Source organism: Enterobacter sp. E12, assembly GCF_014596715.2.
Taxonomy (GTDB): domain Bacteria; phylum Pseudomonadota; class Gammaproteobacteria; order Enterobacterales; family Enterobacteriaceae; genus Enterobacter; species Enterobacter bugandensis.
Map to the genome: position 1 here is coordinate 51,218 of NZ_CP115602.1, position 19,656 is coordinate 70,873.

Below are 19,656 nucleotides of genomic sequence, written 5' to 3' on the forward strand. Positions count from 1 at the left end.
ATGACTGACGAACAAATCAACTATGTAGGCTTTGCTATTCTGGCCGTACTTTTCTGGTACGTACAAATTTATCGACCACGAAAAAAAATGCGTAACCCCGGCGAGCTGAGCGTAAAAGCTGTGATGAACCCGGAAGAACAGCAAATGTATAATGCGATCAATTTTGTATTCCCCTCCCCCTACATCCTTAAAAGCAATATCAGCCTAGATGACCTGCTGTTTTCTCCTGATATGGACAAGAAAGCGCATTTCCATAAAGCGATGCGTCAACATCAGGTTGCCTGGCTTGTACTCGACGAAAAGCGCACACCTCTGCTGGCCGTTGATTTTCTGGCTGCGGGTGAAGATTTGAAGATGAACTACCTCTCCCAGGCTGGCGTGGGATGCTGCATCTTTACGCCGGGAACTTCAGCTGAACAAATGATCCAACATCTTCAGGAAGCAGCTGATTCTCTCAACGAAATGCAAAACGGCCAGTACGCGGAAAGTGAACAGCCAGCAACCGCGTAACCTTCATGACGGCTCCTTTAAGGGGCCGCTTTCAGGATGCAGCCATGTTGAAAAATGAAGTACCGCTTGCACTCACCCCAACATGCTTTATCCATCACGTATTTATCGATGCCTGGCATCATTCTCTTTCAACCATGATTCGAAAGGCCTCCAGACAGTTCGGAGAACAGATAATTTCTCATTATCGCTCAGACGATATCAGCGGAGAATACCGGGTATTTTCTGGATTTGGGGATGGTTACTGGATGATAGGCGTCGGTATAGAAATACCCGTTGATTTGTGCAAACAGTTCCCATCATTAATTGTCAGCAACCGATTAATAGAAAGGAGGCACTGCCCGGATAACATTACGATGATCATAGAATATGAATTGGGGAAAATGCCCGTTGGTCGAATCAACGGGCATTTAACAAGAAAATTAACCGTTACATGTAACGTTTAATTTTTCTTCTTACCACTCAGAATATAATAACCCGTACTTACCACCAGTGCTGCAATGAGCAGCACTGATTGCCAGAACATGATTGGGTCTGTATGCATAAATCCTCCTTTGGTCGGTGATAGTCACCAACATCACTATACGTTAAGCGCATGAGAAATGCGTACTCTCGAATCTTAAACAGAAAAGCCCGGCATTGGCCGGGCTATATGATTCTGTAGGTTATCAGCGAATCAGGATTTGCATGTATAATCGGAGAAGGTTTCTTTCGGCTGCCAGCGGCCGTAAAATATTGCATACCCCGGACGGTTCTGTACGCGCACAAACTCCCGCCCGAAGCGATCAGAGCGCATCGCATTTACGTGTACCGGCTCCACTTGCTTCCCGCCCCACGTATGAATTTTGACTTTAGCCTCGCAGTCCACGGTCTTCATATTCCCGCCAAAACCTGCACAGCCTGAAACCAGAAAAACACCCAGAAGCAATAATTTTTTCATATTTTTATTCCTTGCGTAAATCCGTCTAAAAGATAAGTTTCGGCAGGAATGTGAAAATCTTTAATCCCACCCTTTGATACAAATATATATCAAAGACATGTAACAGTAAAGTGTTACATGCGTTTTTCTTTTATTTCTGTGACCAGGCCGGGAATCAATCCCCCAGGGGTCTAACCAAAGGACGTTATCAGCTTCATGGGGAGGCTATCTGAGTAAGGACCGCAAGAAAACATTTTAAATGCATTAATACCTTTACGAAACTATCTCACATATCGCCACATATGCGATGGCACTTTATCAAAGTATTTACCTGCAATGATCTCAGCAAGCCTGTGATCTGAAGCTGAATAAAATACAATCAAATCCTCCTGGCTGAGCGTATCCTCTTTACGTTGTATAATTTTCTCCAGTGTTGTAATTTCAGAAACCTTCCTGAGCTTTAATAACCAATCCTGTTTTTGCATTTGAATTCCTGATTAATCGTCTGAGACTGCCCCGGCATAATTATCAAAGCGGGACCATTTTCCGTTAAAAGTAAGGCGGACCGTTCCAATTGGTCCATTTCTCTGCTTGCCAATAATGATTTCAGCCGTACCTTTATCTTCGCTGCGCTCATTATAAACCTCATCACGATAAATGAAGATAATCAAATCGGCATCCTGTTCAATCGAGCCGGACTCACGTAAATCTGAATTCAGCGGCCGCTTATCAGCGCGTGATTCCAGAGAACGGTTAAGCTGCGATAGCGCAATGACAGGGATTTGCAGTTCTTTAGCCAGGCTTTTGAGCGAACGGCTTATTTCAGCTATCTCCAGGGTCCGGTTTCCGTCCAGTTCAGGTACGCGCATCAGCTGCAAATAATCGACCATGATCAGGCTAAGGCCGCCACACTCTCTGTGCAGTCGTCTGGCACGGCTGCGAAGTTCTGTAGGGGTTAGGCTACTGGTGTCATCGATAAAAATGTTGTTACGTTCCAGCAATACTGAAGACGTTCCAGATATACGATGCCAGTCATCATCATCGAGCATGCCAGTACGAATACGCGTCTGATCCACGCGCCCTAAAGAAGCCAGAACACGCATCATTAACTGATCTTTTGGCATTTCAAGGCTAAAGATAAGTACGGGCTTTTCCTGATTGTTAGCAACATTTTCACAGATATTCATCGCAAAAGTTGTCTTACCCATTGAAGGCCGGGCAGCAATCACAATCAGGTCGGAGTTTTGTAGGCCAGCTGTCTTTTTATTAAGGTCTGTGTAACCTGTGTCTAAACCGGTCACTCCATCATGGGGGGTATTAAACAGGTGATCCAGGCGGTCAAGGGTGCTTCCCAGAATATCATCTATACGTGAAGGCCCAGACTGAGATTTTGCACGAATCTCGGAAATCCCCATAACCTTTCTCTCTGCGAGATCAAGCAGCTCTGTTGCCGACCGTCCTCTTGGTTGCGTGGTTTCCGTGGCAACTTCGTTCATCACGGCCAGGATCTCACGTTTAATGGCTGTTTCTCGAACCAGTTCTGCATAAGCCAGGATGTTAGCGGCGCTGGGAGTGTTCTTCGACATTTCAGCAATATATCCAAACCCGCCACAGGCCTGCTCCAGTCCGCGTCCTCTGAGGGAATCAGAAAGGGTAATTAAATCTATGGGACTGTTGCGCTTTACCAGTAAAGCCATTTCACGGTATATGACGCGATGAACGCTCTCGGAAAAATCAGCCTCTGAAAGGATTTCAGCAACATTATCCCATTGTTCATTAACAAGCATTAATCCACCCAGGACGGCCTGCTCTGCTTCGACTGAGCGCGGTGCTGCCGCAACGTTCTCGAACTGCTTCATCATCGTGTTACCTGCAAACGTAAAGTCACTGCTCATTGTAACGTATAACGGTTACATCCCTACAGCCATTTGAGATTTGCGCATGCGCAAATGCGGGTTATGCTCGTACTGTTCATAACAACATCCAGCCCGGTTAGATTCTGGAACTCCTGAGTTATCAGATATGCTTTATCTGATAACTCAGGAGTTGGACAAGACGAAGTCGCGTCAGTATCTAATGCGATTTGGACAGTTTTACTCTTTATTTTTGTCGAGCTGCGCTAGTATAAAATCAATATCTGCAAGGCTTACAAATCCCGTAAGATTATTGTGCTTTGAAAAATAATGCTGAAGCAAAACGTTCAAAGTAAGATATTCCACATCCTCCTTACATATTTTTATGTCACTGTCCTTTTTCTGAGTGCTACGTGCAAGCGCCCACATACCTAATAAAGATATAAATATCATGAAAAATGATTCAAATGTGTGATATTTTTCAGGTAAAAATATAGCCGCACATATAGAATAGAATAAAAAACCGCCAATAAATAATGCAAGTGGATATTTTTCTGATTTATTATATTTGCTTGAGGTTTTCTTTAGACGCAGGATGGCATCTTTATAAAAAGAACTATAATCATCATTGATTGTTAGGTCATAATTCGCGTTTTGATATTCATAAGCCTTTTGCGTAAGAGAAAGTAAATTTCTGGCCGCAATATAAAGCTTAGTACCTATAATTGAACGTGTTTCATTTTCAACTGGTAATTTCAGATCAACGTGATAAACAATGCTTTTACCTTCATGCATTTTAGTAAGAGTCAGTTCATTTAAAGCTCGTTCAAGAAGATACATCATAGCATAATAAACCTGCTTCTCATAGAAACCGCCTTGCCAAAAGTTAATTATAGGAAAACCATTCAACCTTCCTTTTTTCCCGAAGCGTAAATAAATATTCACGATATCATCAAGATTTAGACTATCGTAAACACTAAGAGCCTGAGTCCAGTCTGACAATATAACTACATCGTCTTTTACATGCATTACTGCAAACCCTCCAACCTCATACTTATTATCTAGTTATGTAACGTATCAGTAGCTAATAAAATGGTTTCATAGACTGCTTTTAAATAATCTCGTCGATTTTGCGAATCAGAGCCGATCTTTCTTTTTTTGCGTGATACGCTTCAATCCGACTGAGATAATCCGGCAGCTCTTCAAGCAGTGATGTATAGGTTAGTTTATATCCATGCTCAATTTCATCTTTAATCAACGGTCTTAAATCCTCATTTTCACAAAGCAGTAATATATCCTCGTCACTGACTTCGTCGTTAACCCATGACTTCTCCTGAAAGTATTTACATTTCGAAGCTACAACTCTGAAAAGAAGCATTAAAACTAACGGAGCGCAGGTAATTATAATTACAAGGAAATTATATCTCCCATAATCATAAAGTTTAAAGCCAATACCGAACAGGAAAACAAAAACCAGCACTATACCAATTCCATACCCACTCCCAGGTATGACAAATGTGGGTTTAACCACCCATCGAAAATTATCCTTCGCCTCATCTCCGCGATATTTTTCAACCACTTTTTCAATATGCTTTTGTGCTTGTATTTTATTTTCATCCATCATTTCAGTTTCCTTACAACGTTTACCGGCTCTCTGTTAAGTAAATAGTATTTGTACTGATAAATTCTTCAGCTGAACTACGCTCGTTAAACCGGGATACAGTAACTGTTTCATTGCCGTACTCACCTCGGACTTCATAATAATCAGCGTCAGTATCCGTACATTCCTCATCATCAAGGTCAACCGGGATTATCCGCAGATTGTCATATTCCGCATCTTCACCAAATGGCAGATCGCTGATAATAACACGCAAAGGGAGGACATCGTATTCGCAGCTGACGCGGCATGCTTCGTGCAAATCCTGCCCTAACTCTCGTAACGTATCCTCTGCTGCCACAGAGTCTCCGTGGCTCCGGTAGATATCAGAAACGGCATATATCACACCGCGCCACCAACCCTTTTTCTCTATTTCTTTTTCATGCTCATTAAGAATGTTCATCTGAATCCTCTCTGTTTAATCTTCGCGTTTACATTTTTTTAATGTGTATAAATTTTTCCATTACTTCCAGCAGAACAGAAGTTTTCCCCTGCCCTGTTTTACCGACAACCATAAAATGATCACCGGAATTTTTGATAACCTCCCTCTCATTCTTCTTAGATTTTTTACTTTTCATTTCACCACCTATGTTTATGTGCTGTTTATTAACTTTTTGCTGAATCAGGCATGTTATTAATTATAGAATTCCGGCCCGGCGTTACTGCGGAATCTGTCGATAACACGGTCGATTCTTCCCTTCTCATCCTGCCCCTGACCAGTGTTCATTTCTTCGTGAATCATTTTGCTGCAATCCTCTTGATATGTTTTTGTATCAAGAATACTATAACAGATAACTGTTACACGCAACCTCTGGTTACACACTTCACGGGATGCGGCAAAACGGTTAAAGATCCGCATAACCCGCAGCAGGGGCTTTTGCGGATATGTAGTGGGCTTTGCAGGTGATCGGACACCATATAGGCGATCCGTGTGACCGTTTAGCTTTCTGCCCTGGATAAATGTTTACGGTAAAACGATAAATATCGCGTAAACTTCCGCAAATGCGGCGATGCTCCTGGGTATTTTTTTCAGTTCCGGTGACAGACCGGAAATCGTACAATTTTGCATTCACGCAGAGCGGGATCTGTTCCGCTCGCTAAAGAGGAACGCCACGATGGATAAAGCAAAGATTAATGACGAACCGGCTGCTGCACCTCAGCGCAAGCCAGGCACTATTAGCCCAAGAGTTTTCTTTGGCGGCTTCCTGTTAGGTGGCATTGTCGGGCTTGGCCTTTCAGTGATGTACGATTACAAAGCGATGCAGGCGGTATCCGTGGCTGCGATGTGTATTGGGTTTTACTACCTCGTGACCAGGCGTGCGCAGTAATGAGCGAGGTTGTTCGGCAGGAATGATAAAGATGTGAACGTGGAACCGTTCAGCGGTTCATTTCTTCAGAAATCAGTACAAGGAGTACATTCATGACCAGTACCGTTCCCCCCCTGTCCAGTCGTGACAGGTATCGAATGATGTTACAAGCGTACCCGTTGCTGGCAAATTACTGGAATACGGAAGAAGATTGCCTGCGTTATCTGGAAATGAAAGAGAGTATTGGTGTGCTCAGTCGCGGTGAGCAAATCATGGCCCGGTTCTATATGTCGGTATGGCGCGGTGAAAATCACGACTTTAACTTTCTGGATGCTGCCGCCCTGCTCAGTTCGGACGGTAAAAAAATTATTCTTACCTGGTTTGCCGATCCTTTCTGGCCGTAACTCAGAAGACACAAGCGCAGCCTTCACCAACCGGCTGCGTCACTGTCAGATTGGCGGCAAGTCTCCCAGGATTCCACACTGATTTGCGCATGCGCAAATTACCCTTTGCAAGATCAGACCAGGACGTGAGGATATACTTTGGAAACTGCTTTTTTCGACAACGATGAATATTGCATGCAAATGGTTTATGCCATCTGTTCCCGCTACCGCTGTGTCGATAGTGTTAACCAGCGCAAGTCTATTGTTGAAGACATCCGGCCCCTGGTTTACGTTCATCCCCGGCCCGACAGCTTTGTATCGTTTCTGACCGATGAACTGTCCCGGAGAGGACGTAAGTACCTCTGGGATCAGCAGAACTGGCAGGATGACCTTAATCTGCTTATTCGTGATCTGAAAGAGCTGCTGATCATTCGCCGCATCTCAGAAGAAGTCCACCTTACCCTTGATGAAAAATTCCGTCAGGAAAGTCAGGCACAGACTGATGGCCGGTTTCTGAAAATGCTTTTGACCTATTCTCCGGCGCTGCCAACCGAATGTGTCGCGTTGCAGCTTGCGAGATATATCAGCGCGTTTCCGCAGGAAACCCGTTCCGCAGTCGCTGGCGTGGTGACAATGATTTTCCGCCACCTTCCGTACCCGGAAACCCTGAAAGAATCCTTTCTTTTGGACCCGGAACTGCGTGAAAGATACTGCCACCCGGACCAAGATCCCCGGCTCAGCTATGCCCTTTATCTCGCTGACGAGCTGCAATTACACCTTTGAACTCAGGCTTTAAATCGAGAAGGCAGGTAATGTTGGAACGTTCTCACTATCCAAGTGCAATGCTGATGCCGGTCACTGACCTCGACTGGTCGCGGATTTTTGCCATGCGCCAGCTCGCCATTTCTTCCTCTGATGCACCGGCATACATGCTCGCGCCAGAGGTTGCTCTCCTGTTCAGCTATATGCACGATCTGCGCGAACGCTGTTATTTTGAAACGTTATGGAACACCGGAGCCAGGCCAAATGAAGCCCTGGCGCTGACTCCACAGGACTTTGCTTTTGATGCTGTCATGCCATTTGTCACGCTGAAAACGCTTAAACAGAGGAATCGGGGCCGTGGCCGCCCGGAGAAAAATGCTCCCCCCGTTCGTTCAGTCGCTCTTTGGGATGCCGATTATCGCGCACGTATGCAGTCCCTGATCACCACCTTTGGTATTCGTAAAACCGATCTAATCTGGCCGGGCCGCAGTTCTTCTTCCGCCACTCAGCCAGTTTCCGTATCTGCTGATACCGTATCACGCTGGCTTAATCGTGCTTTAGCTGCCGCAGAAAGTGACGGTGTCACATTTAGTGTTTCGCCTATCGTACCCAAAACCTTCCGGCACAGTTTTGCGATGCACATTTTATTTAACCGGATTCATCCCAAAGTCTTGCAGTCGCTGATGGGCCACAAATCGTTTAAGAGTACAGAAGTCTATACCCGGCTGTTCCTGTTCGATGTCGCCGGGCAGCATGAGGTTAGTTTCGGATTCGATGTAGAACAGGCGCGGCAGGCTCTGAGGCTCGGAGTGATGAAACAGGACTGATTATACAACTGGTACTACAGGCCAGAACACTTCGGCCAGAGACTCGTGACAATGAGAGTAGCCAGCCCAATAGCTAAAAAAATCAGTGCTGGCACAGTCGATAAGCGGATCAACATGGCTATACCCGTCACGATCATATCACTCACGTCATTCATGGCCTGCCAATCATTAAACGATGGTGGGTTCATTATGGTACTCAAAAACAGTTCTAAAAATTGCATTCGTCCTCCAGGGCAACCTTATTCTTCGACTGTGCCTATACGTTTTTGACAGCTGCCGCAGTATGCGGTTTTCTTTTCCTTCGTTCTCACATAATCCCACATGTGCGTATTATCGCCACTACCGCCGTCAAAACGATAAAATACTGAAGTAGAACCACTTACAGTTGCCCGAACATAAAATTCGTCATACCCACAATAAGGACACTTCTGAATCCCGCCACGAATTTTCTTCATAGAAATGTTATCCGTTGTTTAAGGCGCTATGCCCGTATCCCAGCGCCAGGTATCCGGGCCATCTTCACCGGCGCAAGCACTGGCGACAACCTGATCATAACGCTCGCCAGCCAGCTCCCGAACCATCTGATCTATAACCCAGCGAAGATGATGCACCTCGTCACTTCCCCCAAATCGACTTGCCAGTTCGATAGCACGTTCAATGCGCTGTTGTTCGTCGGGGGGAGGACAGCATCGTAAATTTTCGGGAGATTGAGTAACCATTTCAGTTTTGCTGCCCTGTTTTCTCATGTGATTAAAGCTATCTTTCAACATTGATTCGGTACTCCTTTTGAACTCCTGTACTTCATTATCGGGGCGGTTCCCAAAAACTATACAGCAGGAACATTTGGTACGTTATGGCATGGTAACTGTCCGATTTATTGCCTGTGCTCTCGACGCCATATTGAGGGTTCAATCGCTTCCTTTTCCGCCCACAATCCCCTCCTGGCGGTCTTTGCTTCCTGCTCAAACCGCAGGTATGCAGGTACTGAAGCGTTGCCCTGATAGCGATACGCCCAGGCCATTCCGCTGTATACTTGCATTGCATTCACATCCCGGCCATTGAGGATCAGAGTTGCCAGTAATCGCCCATACCTGTCCCGCCTGTCTCCCACTGCAAGCACGGTTTTCCCGCTCACGATTGCCGTCAGTGCCTGCCTGGACCGCTGACCAAAAGGCTGAGCCTTCTCAGGAGCATCAATCCCATTAAGTCTCACGCGAGTAGCAACATTCCCGGCCAGGATTTCTACAGTATCACCATCCAGCACTCGGACTATTTTTCCAGTGATATCAGCCTCAGCGACCACTGGAATGCTCAGCATTATCAACGGCAATACCTTTAGCGCGTTATTCATTTTTCCCTCTGGACAAATAACAGATAAGTGTTACTATCATGATACATATTAGTATCATGTCAAGCATTATCAACTTTGAGGTAGCTCGTCGTGTTGAAGTCTATAAGTAAAATCTTTCGAGGCGGTTTTAAAGCTGAAGCTACAGGCGTTATTCTGTTAATTATTTTCTATTATCTTCTGCTTAGCCGTACAGGTGAAACATTATCCACCTATGAATTCGTCACATCTTTACTTTGGATGAATTTCATCACGGCCATCAGTTTATGGTTACAATCCATTCGCTTTTATAAAAATGCACTCAGAAGGAATGATAAGGAAGACCTTAAGTTGAGTGCTGCTGCTTCTATGTGCCTGGCGGTAATGTTTATGGCAGGAAGTATTACAATGCAGAGTATTCCCCCCCTGTCAGGGCAATATCTAATAATTGCGCTGGCATCTTTTTATGGATTAGCCATTGGTTTGTTTTCTGTTGCAACTTTATATAGGGCCGCCCAGCAGTGATGGACGGCGCGAACATCCTGAGCAACGCGGAACATTAAGAGGTGGGATCGGTAACTTGCCCCGCTATCTGGTCAAAATATTAAGGTACTAAACTTGCATATCCAACCCCGGACTCATTTATTGACTTCATGCGCAAAGGGAAAGAACCATTTCACATCCACCTCTCCGGTTCTGGAAATTATGCCGAATACAACACCGAAATTATTGATTGAGACATGGCTGAGTAAACTCAGAAGTTACCCGCCTGAACGAGCCGTATCCGTAATTGACCTCTATAGGGGAGCACACTGGTCTTGCGCCAAAGAGATCCTCAAAACGACACCTAACCTGGACCTATGGGTTATATCAGCTGGCATGGGCTTACTTCATTGTTCTGAAAAGGTAATTCCGTATGAAGCGACCTTTAGCAAGTTGCCTTTCGCGCCTTCTTCCTGGTGGGAAACCCTGATCGAAGCAACTCAAGGAGTACGTCGTTCCAGTTCGATAGCTCAGCTCATGCAAACATATCCCGGCGATAATTACGTTATTTCAGGATCACCGGTCTACGTTGCAGCTGTTGAACGTGATATCACAGCAGGCATGGCCTCTCTGATTAATCCTCTTGCACAGTTAACGGTCATTACATCAGGCGGCTATAAAGGAATGCTTGAGCCATATCTTGTCAGAAGCCATGCAGGTATGCTGAACAGTCTCAACGCTAATATGGTTTGCCTGAACATCAAGCTCGCCAGAAGCATCATACAAAATATTGGATGTAGCTAATCCTTATTTCACAACAATGCGATATTTAAAAACTGAAACCAAATGACAGATATGGGAGAGTTAAATGTTAGGTAATGAGCATGAATTGAACACCTACATAATACTGGGTCTACTCTTGTTCACCGGGGCAGCTTTTCTCTGTAAAGGCGCAGTTGGCAATCTTGCCGCTCTTGCTGGCCTGGCAATGTCTGTTTTTGCACTAATAATCTGGTTGTGAGAGGCCGCACCTGTGGCCTATTGCACGGCTATCGCTTACTTTAGAGACATCTAGGCTCACTGGACGTTAGACTCATTCTGTCCAGCCCCGCTCGCGGCTGTTTGTGTATAAAGCTTATTTATCCAGCCACGCTGCCCCTATCCAGACTCCGTGGGCGATAGAATGCGCATGTTCTGCTATATCGGTTTCACCATAAGGATCATTACTTACCTCGCAGTCAGCTCCGCCAATGGTGTTGTCCAGTGTCACCACAACGTCGTAGGCAGGATATGCTGTCTTGATAGCCTCACGTATGGCGTTACTGTACCGCTGCTGTTCCTGCTGCGTCAGCATGTCAAATACAGCTTTCACGCCCACGGTGTATGTGATGAGAGGTAGCTGCGGCATAGCGCTGCCTGTCGGAAACAGCGCTTCATGTGCGCGGTGCTCTGCCTCGGTCATATTTTCAATATCGTGCTGACGCTGGCAGCGCGTACAGCGGATTTTCCCGCCAGGCATATCCTCGCCGCAATTCGGGCAGTTCTCCAGATTGTCCTCTTTATTGATCCTCATTCCAGCCCTCCTTTCCCGACACAGTGAACTAAACCGGCCACTTTACTCTCAAATTCCTGGACGGCGAATGCAAAACTAGTCTGTTCCAGCGTAGAAAATGTTACTTTCTCATAGCCGTACCCGAAATTTCGCGTATCAACAAGAATACTCAAAGCCTTATTAAAAGCATTCAGTGCCAGTTCAGCATCCCGGTTATCTGGAATAAGGCTGATTTTATCTTTGGCACAACGGTACAGTGCATCGAGGCGGCGGTAATACTCCATCAGTTTTGCCTTTTCAATCCCGTCCGGCTGTTCAGTCCATGCCTGTAAATTGGAGATCACCGCAAGAGCTTCAGCTAACATATCTGAACTTTCACGTAATAAATCATGCGGTGTTTTCACAACGGAGGTGATCACAAACGGCAGTTTCTTTTGCTCAGCAACATACTGATAAAACGCTGCAATAGCCTGAGTCTGGCTAATGTTAAGCAGCTTCAGCACCTCATCTGCCTGGTTCTTTATATCATCATCAATGCGTGCGTTAATGGTCGCCATTGTCCTCTCTCCTTGTGGTGGTCACACATTAACCATAATGCATTTTTGCATTACAAGCAAGCAGTAATGCAAAAATGCATTACATATACAGCTCTAAAGGAGAGCAAATTTGCGCATGCGCAAAATATAAAACCATGTTTGCCGTTACCACAACATCATCGTTACACTATACCGGGGGAGGGGTGTCATTGGGTTGGTTTGTTGGTGGAGGCATCCCTCTCTTTTTAGCCTTAAATCATGCAGGTAGCATTTTCCCTGTATCGTTCACTTGAAATCTCCATACGGGTCAATAATACTGTATAAAAAAACAGTATAGAGTTACCTGTATGAAACACATTTCATTGGTTCAGCCTGATATTCAGCGAGTCTCAAGTAAACAGCCTTTCTTTGGTGATTTGATCCCTTGTGGCTTTCCACTCCCCTCTGAAGGCATTGAAGATCAACCTCTTGATTTGCATAACTACTGTGTAAAGCGCCCTTCAAGCACCTTCTTCATTCGATGCGATGGCCTTTCTATGATTGATGCAGGTATTGCGCCGCGAGATTTGCTGGTAGTAGATTGCTCTATCCGTCCTGAGCATGGAGCCATTGTTGTGGCCCGTGTAGATGGTGAGTTCACAGTAAAAAAATTACAGCTTCGTCCGTTTCCTGCATTAATCCCTATGAATCCAGACTTTCCTGTCATTGAAGTAGAGCCGGAACTGCTTGAAATTTTTGGCGTGGTTACTTTCAGTGTCAGGGACTGCCTGCATGTTTCTGCATAGTGATGCTAACGCATTTTATGTAAGCTGCCAGACAGCAATGGAGCCTGGTCTTATAGGTAAGCCGGTCATTGTCACCACGAATAATGATGGTGCTATCGCAGCCTTAAATACTGAAGCAAAGTCACTGGGCCTTAAACGTGGACAGCCTTTGTTTGAGATCCAGCAAGTAATTCGGGATAACCATGTCAGGGTGTTTTCATCCAACTTCGTGCTTTATGGGGATTTTTCTGCACGTTTTCATACCACGATTGGTGAAAGTGTACCCCGCCATGAAATTTACAGTTGTGATGAAGTTTTTGCATCCCTGCATGGCATGGACAAGCTTGTCAGCTTCGAAGATTTTGGTCGGGAGCTACGTGAAAAAGTTTACCGGCATACCTCGTTGAAATGCGGTATTGGCATTGCGGAAACCAAAACTCTCTGCAAAGCAGCTACCTGGGCCGCCAAAAAGTACCCCCAAACGAAAGGCGTGGTCGTAATAAGTGACCCCGCCAGGCGTGACCGGCTTTTAGCGCTAATTCCTGTCCGTGAAGTGTGGGGGATCGGCAGCAGGCTTGCTAAACGCCTCAATGAAATGGGCATAGTCACCGCCCTTGAGTTAGCCAGAATGGATACACGTCTTGTTCGTAAGCTGATGGGAGTAGTTGTTGAACGCACCGTGCGGGAGCTGCGCGGCGAAGCCTGCTTTGGGCTTGATACTAACCCGCCTTCACGAAAGCAGATAATAGTGTCCCGCTCCTTTGGTCAACGCACGACTGATCTCGAAGACGTTCGGCAGGCCATATGCTCTTTCATCTGCCAGGCCGCTGAGAAACTCCGCAGAGATCGCAGTTTTGCGGGAGCTGTTACTGTTTTCATTCAAAACAGCCGCCACAGCCAGGCTGAACCCTATTTCTCCGCTGTTGCACTCGAACCACTACCTGTTACTCAGGACTCACGGGATTTAATTCAGGCCGCTCAAACAGCACTTCTCCGAATCTGGAAACCAGGTGTCCATTATGCGAAAGCTGGAGTTATGCTTAGTGAAATTGGTGATGGCCGGGAACAACTGGACCTGTTTAGCAATAAGCAGCCAGGAAGAAACAGCAAGGCCTTAATGCAGATTATTGATAAGCTGAATTTGGCAGAGCGCGGCACTATCTTTATGGCCGGTGAGGGTGTTCATCGCAAGTATAAAGGCAAACAGCAGTGGCTGTCGCCCTGCTATACGACACGCTGGAAGGACATACCTGTTGCCTGGCTAAAATAAGAAACCCGCCAGTGGGCGGGTTGCATGGATTCTAGTGAGAGACTACTCACCTGAAACTTCATACCGTTTCAGGGCTTCTTCACCTTCGCTCTCTATTATCTCTCGTAGCGCACGCGGGTACACCCCCACTCCTTTATAATGGACAAGCTTTCCATGAATACGGAAGGTTCGCATCTGACCGATCGAGGGCCGCTTTCGGGGCCGGGTATTGTCGAGTAGCTCATCCGGCTCAATACCGTCCTGACGCAGCAAAGAAAGATGCTCACGGATTTTGTCCTGCTTTTCTTTCTGCCGCAGCCGTTCTTCTTCAAGCTGTGCTTCACGCGTCTCAATAATACGATTCAAATCCGCACGTACAATCCCCAGCAGGCGCAAATCCATTTTTTTGAACACAGCAGTACGGCGGGTAATGCTCGATAAATATTCAGCTACAGCGTTCACGGTCAGAGGCGTTTTTTTATTCATTGTCGTGATCGCTTATGGTTTGTTACTAACGGAGAGGTCGAAGGGGATATAGTTGTCCTGTTCGAGAACAAAATAGCTTAAATCCTCCATGCGAAATGCTCTGTCTTTCTCAGGGCTATACCAGATATACCCTCGCTTGAACGTCTGTTCATCTACATTGACGATCAAGCTAAACGGTTCTTCTTCCAATGCCTCTTTTTCACGGCCAAACAACGGGCTGTACAGTCCAGACAGGCGGATCACGCTATCACGCTTTTCGTTGTAAGTACGAATTGCGCGATAAATCGCTGAATGTTTGAACTCAACGAAATCATAAGGCTTGATTTTGAGTACGAGGCTTTTCGCGACAGCTTTGATTAACTCACCACCGCTTTTACTAAGGAGCAATAGCGTTTGTTCAATGGAATCCATCAACCTCTTGTTCTGTAAGTTAAACTTATCTGTCATTAAAATTCACTCCGAAATCAAATTAATTAATCATTGCACAAAATTTAAATTATCTCAATCAAGAGGGGTTTGTATTATAACAGTTACGTGATACATTTTTATATCATGACAATTAGCATGAGGATTCACAATTGAAGCTTACAAAACTGACCTTTATAGCCTTGCTCATTCTGGGGTCCAGCCCGGTGCTGGGATCGTCAAATACACAACAACAGCTCACTGGTTTTCTGGCCGGGCAGGAAGACGGAGTCATCGCGAAGCAAGTTCTCACTTCTGATGATCTGTTCAATAAATTGATACACCAGGAAAGCCGGGGAAATCAGTTCAGTAAAAACGGCCAGCCTCTTACGTCACCAAAAGGTGCTGTAGGGATTGCGCAGGTAATGCCCGAAACAGCACCAGAAGCGGCAAGATTAGCCGGGCTGGAATGGAGTGCATGGCGGTATCGAAATGACGAGACGTATAACAAGGCGCTTGGGCGAGCATATCTCGACTCGCAGCTGGAGAAATACGATGGCAACCACGTTCTCGCGCTGGCTGCATATAACGCCGGGCCTGGGAGCGTTGATAAATGGCTTAAACGCTATGGGGACCCGCGCAGTGGTGAGATCAGCAATAAGCAGTTTATGCAGTTAATCCCATTCATTGAAACCCAGGCGTATGTCGCCAGTATCCTGAACGATACTCCTGGTGTGTTCCGCTTTACACCATCCCGTAAAAAAGCTCCCGTAGGTGAAGGTCATAAAATTGAGTTTCGAGATACGCATCCTGGCATTACGTTCAACCTCGCGGTTAACCAAACGTTCAGTTATGGAAACGGTAAACTGGTAGGTGGATTATGACCCGATTCTTGTTGTCGCTGGGATCAGCTTTAATGGCTTTTTCCTACTATCTCATCTTATGGATAGACCCGACAGTGTTATCACACCGGGCATCAATACTTGGTGTATTAATCGCATTCTTCGGTCTACACATCGGTCTTAAACGCATACTGAATCGTCATGTTATGCATGTCTTCTGTCTGTTTGTAACTGCCGGATTGTTTACGTTCTATCGCTCGTTTACTGACGGGAATGTGTTTCTTTACGTGCTAATCGGGCTTCATGGTGTAGTTGCACTGACGGTGCTTTTGACCATCCCCCTTAGCAGTGAGCGTAGTGAGCCTAAATGACCGCAAAGCTATTTGGAGCATTTTTGGTTGTGTGTGGCATAGCCGGTGCGGTAGCCCTTTGGATACTGAGTAAAACATCTTCGCAAACTTCGGAGAGTAATCAGGTCCGGCGCTTCAAACTCGACCATGAGTATGAAAACAAAGGGTTCACTGAAAAAGGCCAGAGTGAAGGCTTACTCGATATCCCGACAGAAATCAGCATTGATAAAAGCAACGCTTTTGAAAGCAAAGAAGCATTCACTTCACCTGATAAGCATTACGACAGCCTACCCGGAGATAAATTCTAATGTCGAAAAACCTTATGATTGGCCTGGCTCTACTGCTCATGTTCTTTATTTATGCGCTGTGCTTTCGCAAAAAAAACAATCACGACCGGAAAAGACTTTCTGCTGAGAAAATCATTGATGTTATTAACTCCATTGACCTCCCCGCCCAGAAAATCGCCTATCTACGTAAAGTTGACCCCTACGCCTTTGAGGAACTGATAATGACGCTTCTGCAACGAAAAGGATTCGTAATTGGCAGAAACAAACGCTACAGCGGCGATGGAGGCCTGGATGGTAGGTTTGAGCATAACCGGCAGTTGTGGTTGATTCAGGCAAAACGCTATTCGAATCGCATCAAACAGGAGCACGTCAGTGCCTTTGCCTCTCTACTCAAGGAGAACAACTGTAGTGGAGGTATCTTCGTACATACCGGCAAGACACCTGCATCGGTGCGAGAGTACGTAAAAGCATGCCCCAGCCCACAAATAGAAATTATCTCAGGCGACCGTCTACTGAATCTTTTCGATTCGACCGTAAAGCTAAAATTCTAACCCCTCATCAGGATCTAATTATGTTTATAAGCAAAGCGAGACATCACGGCGTTTGTGCCGAATATGAACGAAAAGTATTAGAACTATCCAATCAACTTAGTCAGCTGGACTTCTCTATGGAAGGTAATGGTGGTCCGTACAAACGCATTCTGGAATGCCGGGAGGCAGCCAAAATTGCCGACACACTTCCCCCGGCACAAGCCAGACAACTTTTGTTCCGGCTTTCATTTATCGACTCTTGGCTCACCGACTTAATCCCCCTGATGACAAGGAACATGCGCGCAGAACACAAAGAACTCTGGGAAAACGCTTTGTCGGCATTACCCGCCGGTGAAATATATGCAGAGGCAATGTACCCAATGCCAGCACAGGGGAGCTATCGTCATGTCTAATAATTTCATACGAATCGCAATTTACGTGATGTCATGGTGTTCATGGGCTATTCGTAATTTAATCTTTTTCCCCGCAGCAATACTGACTCTCATCATCGTATTTATAATAGTCCGTGATCACTCGTCTCCCGGTCAGGTACTAGTGAGTATCATCCAGAGCGCAGATCAGGTAACTGACGGGGTTAACTGGACGTGGCGCAAATGCCCTTCAATTTCCAGCAATTCAAATGAATTTCCGCCAAAACCAGCTGTCCGCCCCCCAGTTTTGGCCGAAGATTGCCCTAAAGTAGTATCCGATGCCAGAGGGTATGCCAAGCATATTGATCATGGTGTCATGGGATTAGTCGGGACGTTGTGGGTCATCATGGCAGCTATCAGCGTGACAGTCGAATTGAGTATGTCCCGGTTCCCTGTGCTTAAACATCGAACCCGCCTTAAGATGAGAACTATTACTACGCGGGAGCAGTTATTAGTGAACGGAAAAGTACGAGAAAGGATAGCCACACATATTGTGACCGGTGCTCATGGATACGAAACTCTTTGTACAAGCGGTTTTAACGTTAGTTACAACGACAAACGGGTATTGATTGAAAATTGTGAAAAACTGGCTGAAAACGCACTGCCCGTTACCTGTAGAACCTGTTTTATTATCTGGAAAGATGTACATTCATTTCATTCCAGCGACTTCGACATGAAATCAGGCAAAGGAAGCTTTGTCGAAAAAGACCTCACTGAGATCACGATTCCAACAGCACATTAAGTTGATGTTTGCGCATGCGCAAATCCCCCTACCCGTTCTAACTTTGGGGGGGGTTATCGACCGTACCATGACGCTTGAGCTGGCCGTGGTCAGCGCCAAATACGACGGCGAACGCGCTCCAAATCGTCTTCGCAAGACGGCTAAAGCAATGCTCAACGTCGTTTACGATCATCTTATTCGTCGATTCGTTGACGGTATCAGCAGTTCTGGCAAGGCTTTGGAAACGCTGGATGAGCTAAAAGCGTATCGCGACATCCTGGTGACAAAGGTGGCAAATGAATTTACTGAGGCTGAGAAGTTTGGCGACGTTGGCGAGTATCGCCGCCAAAGAGCTGAACGGATGATGCAAAACGCGCATAATCTATTAGGGCGCTTCTGCGCCCTTTAAAAGCCCGTCATGTGATAAACCCAATCTTCTGTCTGTTTTTTGATTTCTCTACTCAAGTTTCTAGGAAGTATTTCATTAGGGGTTCTCCCTTCTTTTATCCCATTAAAAGCATGATTAAACATGTAGAGTAATATCGATTCATTTTCCTCAAAGTAATCTATTACTTCGCCTATGAAAGGCGCTCTGATTATCAATCTTCTGTCGAGGTAAACTGCATCTATTAACTCCTCGTAATCAATAAAATGATTATTGAACGTGTCGATTTCACTATTAAAGGAAATAAAGTCCTTATTCCCATCCTGAAGGTGATAGTCTTCTTCAACAAAGTTATCAAAGTCATGTTCTTTAAGGTATTCTAATAATGACCTTGCTACTCTTATCAGCCGTTTATCAGTGTCTGAAAGTATTGCCTCTTTCCAAGAGTCTTTTGATTCCGAGGTTAATTTATCAGATTCAGAGAAGAAAACTTTTTTGGACTGAAAACCTGTCTTGCCCATTTCTATAACAATTTCATCCAAGTATTCTTTTGAAAATGACTTCCAGTACATTACAGGTTCACTATGGTTATCAGCCATTAAGATTCGAACCAGAATGACTTGGCTTTCCAACTGTTGCCAATACATAAAGTCTGACAAATCAATAGACATGTCAGGGTCGTTTTCAACTGTTGATTTAATTTGAACCGCAAAGAAGTCACCGCTTGATATTTCATTTTCAAAGATTTCAACCTGAGCATCTATTCCAACGTCAATATCAAGCAATCGACAAGGCCATTTAAAATTGCGAACCATCCAATATGCAAAATAATACTCACCTGCTTGTCCTGTTGCCCCGTTCTTTTTATATTTTTTCATAGTTTGGTTACTACCTCTTCTTTTTCGATAAGGAGATCAGGCTACACTCTCTTAGACAGACTGCCAACAATCTCATGAATGTGATAAATTAATTACCCAAAATAGCTAACAGACTATCTCGCACATGAATAATATTCTTGACCAAATTATCATCAGTCTTGAGTTTAATCGCGACGATCTTGAGGCGGTCTGGCAACGATATCTCAGGCATAAAA

General features: G+C 45.3%; 31 protein-coding genes and 1 pseudogene. 16 read left to right on the plus strand and 16 right to left on the minus strand.

The features are described from left to right. The gene (locus IB212_RS23475; protein WP_108376676.1) at window positions 1-510 is read left to right on the plus strand and encodes a DUF2726 domain-containing protein; all 510 of its coding nucleotides are present in this window, start codon (window positions 1-3) and stop codon (window positions 508-510) included. 44 nt (window positions 511-554) lie between these two features. Then, window positions 555-953 carry a hypothetical protein gene (locus tag IB212_RS23480; protein ID WP_108376675.1) on the plus strand — a complete coding sequence of 133 codons (399 nt, stop codon included), beginning with the start codon at window positions 555-557 and terminating at the stop codon, window positions 951-953. A gap of 230 nt (window positions 954-1,183) precedes the next feature. On the opposite strand, the gene IB212_RS23485 is transcribed toward IB212_RS23480, so the two are convergent. From IB212_RS23485 to IB212_RS23515, 7 genes are all read right to left on the minus strand, one after another. Further along, window positions 1,184-1,447 (minus strand): hypothetical protein, encoded by a 264-nt coding sequence (locus tag IB212_RS23485; protein ID WP_079971955.1) that lies wholly within the window; start codon window positions 1,445-1,447, stop codon window positions 1,184-1,186. A gap of 260 nt (window positions 1,448-1,707) precedes the next feature. Further along, a complete protein-coding gene (locus IB212_RS23490) occupies window positions 1,708-1,911 on the minus strand; it encodes an Hha/YmoA family nucleoid-associated regulatory protein (protein ID WP_113073212.1) in 204 nt (67 codons plus the stop codon). A gap of 12 nt (window positions 1,912-1,923) precedes the next feature. Beyond that, the gene (gene dnaB, locus IB212_RS23495) at window positions 1,924-3,288 is read right to left on the minus strand and encodes a replicative DNA helicase (RefSeq protein ID WP_188246173.1); all 1,365 of its coding nucleotides are present in this window, start codon (window positions 3,286-3,288) and stop codon (window positions 1,924-1,926) included. Window positions 3,289-3,519: 231 nt separating this feature from the next. Continuing rightward, window positions 3,520-4,308, minus strand: coding sequence for a hypothetical protein (locus IB212_RS23500; protein WP_188246172.1), 789 nt, complete (start codon window positions 4,306-4,308; stop codon window positions 3,520-3,522). An 82-nt stretch (window positions 4,309-4,390) separates the two neighbouring features. Beyond that, window positions 4,391-4,903 (minus strand): hypothetical protein, encoded by a 513-nt coding sequence (locus IB212_RS23505; RefSeq protein ID WP_188246171.1) that lies wholly within the window; start codon window positions 4,901-4,903, stop codon window positions 4,391-4,393. A 19-nt stretch (window positions 4,904-4,922) separates the two neighbouring features. Continuing rightward, entirely contained in the window at window positions 4,923-5,339 is a 417-nt protein-coding gene (locus IB212_RS23510) for a hypothetical protein (RefSeq protein WP_108376671.1), read from the minus strand. Between the two features lie 28 nt (window positions 5,340-5,367). Next, the gene (locus tag IB212_RS23515) at window positions 5,368-5,514 is read right to left on the minus strand and encodes a hypothetical protein (RefSeq protein WP_188246170.1); all 147 of its coding nucleotides are present in this window, start codon (window positions 5,512-5,514) and stop codon (window positions 5,368-5,370) included. A gap of 537 nt (window positions 5,515-6,051) precedes the next feature. On the opposite strand from IB212_RS23515, the gene IB212_RS23520 reads away from it, so the two are divergent. The 4 genes from IB212_RS23520 (at window position 6,052) to IB212_RS23535 (ending at window position 8,215) form a co-directional block, all read left to right on the plus strand. Further along, the gene (locus IB212_RS23520) at window positions 6,052-6,264 is read left to right on the plus strand and encodes a hypothetical protein (RefSeq protein ID WP_188246169.1); all 213 of its coding nucleotides are present in this window, start codon (window positions 6,052-6,054) and stop codon (window positions 6,262-6,264) included. A 92-nt stretch (window positions 6,265-6,356) separates the two neighbouring features. After that, complete coding sequence (locus IB212_RS23525) at window positions 6,357-6,647, plus strand: hypothetical protein (RefSeq protein WP_188246168.1); 291 nt, start codon at window positions 6,357-6,359, stop codon at window positions 6,645-6,647. Between the two features lie 138 nt (window positions 6,648-6,785). Then, window positions 6,786-7,409 carry a hypothetical protein gene (locus IB212_RS23530; RefSeq protein ID WP_188246167.1) on the plus strand — a complete coding sequence of 208 codons (624 nt, stop codon included), beginning with the start codon at window positions 6,786-6,788 and terminating at the stop codon, window positions 7,407-7,409. A gap of 29 nt (window positions 7,410-7,438) precedes the next feature. Continuing rightward, on the plus strand, window positions 7,439-8,215 hold the full coding sequence (locus tag IB212_RS23535) for a tyrosine-type recombinase/integrase (protein ID WP_188246166.1): 777 nt from the start codon (window positions 7,439-7,441) through the stop codon (window positions 8,213-8,215). A 14-nt stretch (window positions 8,216-8,229) separates the two neighbouring features. Here the strand turns inward: IB212_RS23535 and IB212_RS23540 are convergent, their stop codons facing one another. The 4 genes from IB212_RS23540 to IB212_RS23555 form a co-directional block, all read right to left on the minus strand. Continuing rightward, entirely contained in the window at window positions 8,230-8,436 is a 207-nt protein-coding gene (locus IB212_RS23540; RefSeq protein ID WP_044160324.1) for a hypothetical protein, read from the minus strand. 18 nt (window positions 8,437-8,454) lie between these two features. After that, window positions 8,455-8,670 (minus strand): hypothetical protein, encoded by a 216-nt coding sequence (locus IB212_RS23545; protein ID WP_013087365.1) that lies wholly within the window; start codon window positions 8,668-8,670, stop codon window positions 8,455-8,457. An 18-nt stretch (window positions 8,671-8,688) separates the two neighbouring features. Next, window positions 8,689-8,985, minus strand: coding sequence for a hypothetical protein (locus tag IB212_RS23550; RefSeq protein ID WP_223239762.1), 297 nt, complete (start codon window positions 8,983-8,985; stop codon window positions 8,689-8,691). 104 nt (window positions 8,986-9,089) lie between these two features. Continuing rightward, window positions 9,090-9,566: a thermonuclease family protein gene (locus tag IB212_RS23555; RefSeq protein ID WP_188246165.1), complete on the minus strand. Its 477-nt coding sequence runs from the start codon at window positions 9,564-9,566 to the stop codon at window positions 9,090-9,092. A 90-nt stretch (window positions 9,567-9,656) separates the two neighbouring features. Between IB212_RS23555 and IB212_RS23560 the strand changes: the two genes are divergently transcribed. Together IB212_RS23560 and IB212_RS23565 are read left to right on the plus strand one after the other, a co-directional pair. Continuing rightward, window positions 9,657-10,067: a hypothetical protein gene (locus IB212_RS23560; protein ID WP_013087369.1), complete on the plus strand. Its 411-nt coding sequence runs from the start codon at window positions 9,657-9,659 to the stop codon at window positions 10,065-10,067. Window positions 10,068-10,247: 180 nt separating this feature from the next. After that, complete coding sequence (locus IB212_RS23565; protein ID WP_223239761.1) at window positions 10,248-10,829, plus strand: hypothetical protein; 582 nt, start codon at window positions 10,248-10,250, stop codon at window positions 10,827-10,829. A 331-nt stretch (window positions 10,830-11,160) separates the two neighbouring features. Here the strand turns inward: IB212_RS23565 and IB212_RS23570 are convergent, their stop codons facing one another. Together IB212_RS23570 and IB212_RS23575 are read right to left on the minus strand one after the other, a co-directional pair. Beyond that, on the minus strand, window positions 11,161-11,598 hold the full coding sequence (locus IB212_RS23570) for a hypothetical protein (RefSeq protein ID WP_013087372.1): 438 nt from the start codon (window positions 11,596-11,598) through the stop codon (window positions 11,161-11,163). Window positions 11,599-11,774: 176 nt separating this feature from the next. Further along, window positions 11,775-12,134: pseudogene (locus IB212_RS23575) on the minus strand (type II toxin-antitoxin system RelB/DinJ family antitoxin); the annotation flags it as partial. A 326-nt stretch (window positions 12,135-12,460) separates the two neighbouring features. Here IB212_RS23575 and umuD point away from each other — a divergent pair. After that, entirely contained in the window at window positions 12,461-12,898 is a 438-nt protein-coding gene (umuD, locus tag IB212_RS23580; RefSeq protein WP_188246163.1) for a translesion error-prone DNA polymerase V autoproteolytic subunit, read from the plus strand. Beyond that, window positions 12,885-14,147 (plus strand): translesion error-prone DNA polymerase V subunit UmuC, encoded by a 1,263-nt coding sequence (umuC, locus tag IB212_RS23585; RefSeq protein WP_188246162.1) that lies wholly within the window; start codon window positions 12,885-12,887, stop codon window positions 14,145-14,147. Before umuD ends, umuC begins: the two co-directional genes overlap by 14 nt. Before the next feature lie 42 nt (window positions 14,148-14,189). On the opposite strand, the gene IB212_RS23590 is transcribed toward umuC, so the two are convergent. After that, the gene (locus tag IB212_RS23590) at window positions 14,190-14,612 is read right to left on the minus strand and encodes an H-NS family nucleoid-associated regulatory protein (protein WP_013087376.1); all 423 of its coding nucleotides are present in this window, start codon (window positions 14,610-14,612) and stop codon (window positions 14,190-14,192) included. 12 nt (window positions 14,613-14,624) lie between these two features. Next, on the minus strand, window positions 14,625-15,023 hold the full coding sequence (locus IB212_RS23595; RefSeq protein ID WP_223239760.1) for a hypothetical protein: 399 nt from the start codon (window positions 15,021-15,023) through the stop codon (window positions 14,625-14,627). 167 nt (window positions 15,024-15,190) lie between these two features. Here IB212_RS23595 and IB212_RS23600 point away from each other — a divergent pair, with 167 nt between their 5' ends. The 6 genes from IB212_RS23600 to IB212_RS23625 all read left to right on the plus strand — a co-directional run bounded on the left by IB212_RS23600 (window position 15,191) and on the right by IB212_RS23625 (window position 18,587). Next, window positions 15,191-15,901, plus strand: a complete 711-nt coding sequence (locus tag IB212_RS23600) for a lytic transglycosylase domain-containing protein (protein ID WP_137504172.1) — start codon at window positions 15,191-15,193, stop codon at window positions 15,899-15,901. Window positions 15,902-16,226: 325 nt separating this feature from the next. Beyond that, window positions 16,227-16,517 carry a hypothetical protein gene (locus IB212_RS23605; RefSeq protein WP_188246161.1) on the plus strand — a complete coding sequence of 97 codons (291 nt, stop codon included), beginning with the start codon at window positions 16,227-16,229 and terminating at the stop codon, window positions 16,515-16,517. Further along, window positions 16,517-17,047, plus strand: coding sequence for a restriction endonuclease (locus IB212_RS23610; protein ID WP_188246160.1), 531 nt, complete (start codon window positions 16,517-16,519; stop codon window positions 17,045-17,047). Before IB212_RS23605 ends, IB212_RS23610 begins: the two co-directional genes overlap by 1 nt. Before the next feature lie 20 nt (window positions 17,048-17,067). Continuing rightward, window positions 17,068-17,439, plus strand: a complete 372-nt coding sequence (locus IB212_RS23615; protein WP_188246159.1) for a hypothetical protein — start codon at window positions 17,068-17,070, stop codon at window positions 17,437-17,439. Window positions 17,440-17,467: 28 nt separating this feature from the next. After that, window positions 17,468-18,199, plus strand: coding sequence for a conjugal transfer protein TraP (locus IB212_RS23620; protein WP_262985635.1), 732 nt, complete (start codon window positions 17,468-17,470; stop codon window positions 18,197-18,199). A gap of 67 nt (window positions 18,200-18,266) precedes the next feature. Next, window positions 18,267-18,587, plus strand: coding sequence for a hypothetical protein (locus IB212_RS23625; RefSeq protein WP_188246157.1), 321 nt, complete (start codon window positions 18,267-18,269; stop codon window positions 18,585-18,587). On the opposite strand, the gene IB212_RS23630 is transcribed toward IB212_RS23625, so the two are convergent. Beyond that, a complete protein-coding gene (locus tag IB212_RS23630; RefSeq protein ID WP_188246156.1) occupies window positions 18,584-19,441 on the minus strand; it encodes a DUF4365 domain-containing protein in 858 nt (285 codons plus the stop codon). The genes IB212_RS23625 and IB212_RS23630 overlap by 4 nt on opposite strands. Window positions 19,442-19,656: the final 215 nt, after the last annotated feature.

Bases quoted from the DNA above. Each gene is read 5' to 3' on its own strand.
- IB212_RS23480 (WP_108376675.1), top strand. From the start codon at position 555: ATGTTGAAAAATGAAGTACCGCTTGCACTCACCCCAACATGCTTTATC.
- IB212_RS23570 (WP_013087372.1), bottom strand. From the start codon at position 11,598: ATGAGGATCAATAAAGAGGACAATCTGGAGAACTGCCCGAATTGCGGC.
- IB212_RS23515 (WP_188246170.1), bottom strand. From the start codon at position 5,514: ATGAAAAGTAAAAAATCTAAGAAGAATGAGAGGGAGGTTATCAAAAAT.
- IB212_RS23500 (WP_188246172.1), bottom strand. From the start codon at position 4,308: ATGCATGTAAAAGACGATGTAGTTATATTGTCAGACTGGACTCAGGCT.
- IB212_RS23550 (WP_223239762.1), bottom strand. From the start codon at position 8,985: ATGTTGAAAGATAGCTTTAATCACATGAGAAAACAGGGCAGCAAAACT.
- IB212_RS23620 (WP_262985635.1), top strand. From the start codon at position 17,468: ATGTCATGGTGTTCATGGGCTATTCGTAATTTAATCTTTTTCCCCGCA.
- IB212_RS23535 (WP_188246166.1), top strand. From the start codon at position 7,439: ATGTTGGAACGTTCTCACTATCCAAGTGCAATGCTGATGCCGGTCACT.
- IB212_RS23525 (WP_188246168.1), top strand. From the start codon at position 6,357: ATGACCAGTACCGTTCCCCCCCTGTCCAGTCGTGACAGGTATCGAATG.
- IB212_RS23630 (WP_188246156.1), bottom strand. From the start codon at position 19,441: ATGAAAAAATATAAAAAGAACGGGGCAACAGGACAAGCAGGTGAGTAT.
- IB212_RS23605 (WP_188246161.1), top strand. From the start codon at position 16,227: ATGACCGCAAAGCTATTTGGAGCATTTTTGGTTGTGTGTGGCATAGCC.
- IB212_RS23505 (WP_188246171.1), bottom strand. From the start codon at position 4,903: ATGATGGATGAAAATAAAATACAAGCACAAAAGCATATTGAAAAAGTG.
- umuD (WP_188246163.1), top strand. From the start codon at position 12,461: ATGAAACACATTTCATTGGTTCAGCCTGATATTCAGCGAGTCTCAAGT.
- IB212_RS23545 (WP_013087365.1), bottom strand. From the start codon at position 8,670: ATGAAGAAAATTCGTGGCGGGATTCAGAAGTGTCCTTATTGTGGGTAT.
- IB212_RS23595 (WP_223239760.1), bottom strand. From the start codon at position 15,023: ATGGATTCCATTGAACAAACGCTATTGCTCCTTAGTAAAAGCGGTGGT.
- IB212_RS23590 (WP_013087376.1), bottom strand. From the start codon at position 14,612: ATGAATAAAAAAACGCCTCTGACCGTGAACGCTGTAGCTGAATATTTA.
- IB212_RS23520 (WP_188246169.1), top strand. From the start codon at position 6,052: ATGGATAAAGCAAAGATTAATGACGAACCGGCTGCTGCACCTCAGCGC.
- IB212_RS23555 (WP_188246165.1), bottom strand. From the start codon at position 9,566: ATGAATAACGCGCTAAAGGTATTGCCGTTGATAATGCTGAGCATTCCA.
- IB212_RS23485 (WP_079971955.1), bottom strand. From the start codon at position 1,447: ATGAAAAAATTATTGCTTCTGGGTGTTTTTCTGGTTTCAGGCTGTGCA.
- umuC (WP_188246162.1), top strand. From the start codon at position 12,885: ATGTTTCTGCATAGTGATGCTAACGCATTTTATGTAAGCTGCCAGACA.
- dnaB (WP_188246173.1), bottom strand. From the start codon at position 3,288: ATGATGAAGCAGTTCGAGAACGTTGCGGCAGCACCGCGCTCAGTCGAA.
- IB212_RS23540 (WP_044160324.1), bottom strand. From the start codon at position 8,436: ATGCAATTTTTAGAACTGTTTTTGAGTACCATAATGAACCCACCATCG.
- IB212_RS23615 (WP_188246159.1), top strand. From the start codon at position 17,068: ATGTTTATAAGCAAAGCGAGACATCACGGCGTTTGTGCCGAATATGAA.
- IB212_RS23490 (WP_113073212.1), bottom strand. From the start codon at position 1,911: ATGCAAAAACAGGATTGGTTATTAAAGCTCAGGAAGGTTTCTGAAATT.
- IB212_RS23510 (WP_108376671.1), bottom strand. From the start codon at position 5,339: ATGAACATTCTTAATGAGCATGAAAAAGAAATAGAGAAAAAGGGTTGG.
- IB212_RS23565 (WP_223239761.1), top strand. From the start codon at position 10,248: ATGCCGAATACAACACCGAAATTATTGATTGAGACATGGCTGAGTAAA.
- IB212_RS23610 (WP_188246160.1), top strand. From the start codon at position 16,517: ATGTCGAAAAACCTTATGATTGGCCTGGCTCTACTGCTCATGTTCTTT.
- IB212_RS23475 (WP_108376676.1), top strand. From the start codon at position 1: ATGACTGACGAACAAATCAACTATGTAGGCTTTGCTATTCTGGCCGTA.
- IB212_RS23625 (WP_188246157.1), top strand. From the start codon at position 18,267: ATGACGCTTGAGCTGGCCGTGGTCAGCGCCAAATACGACGGCGAACGC.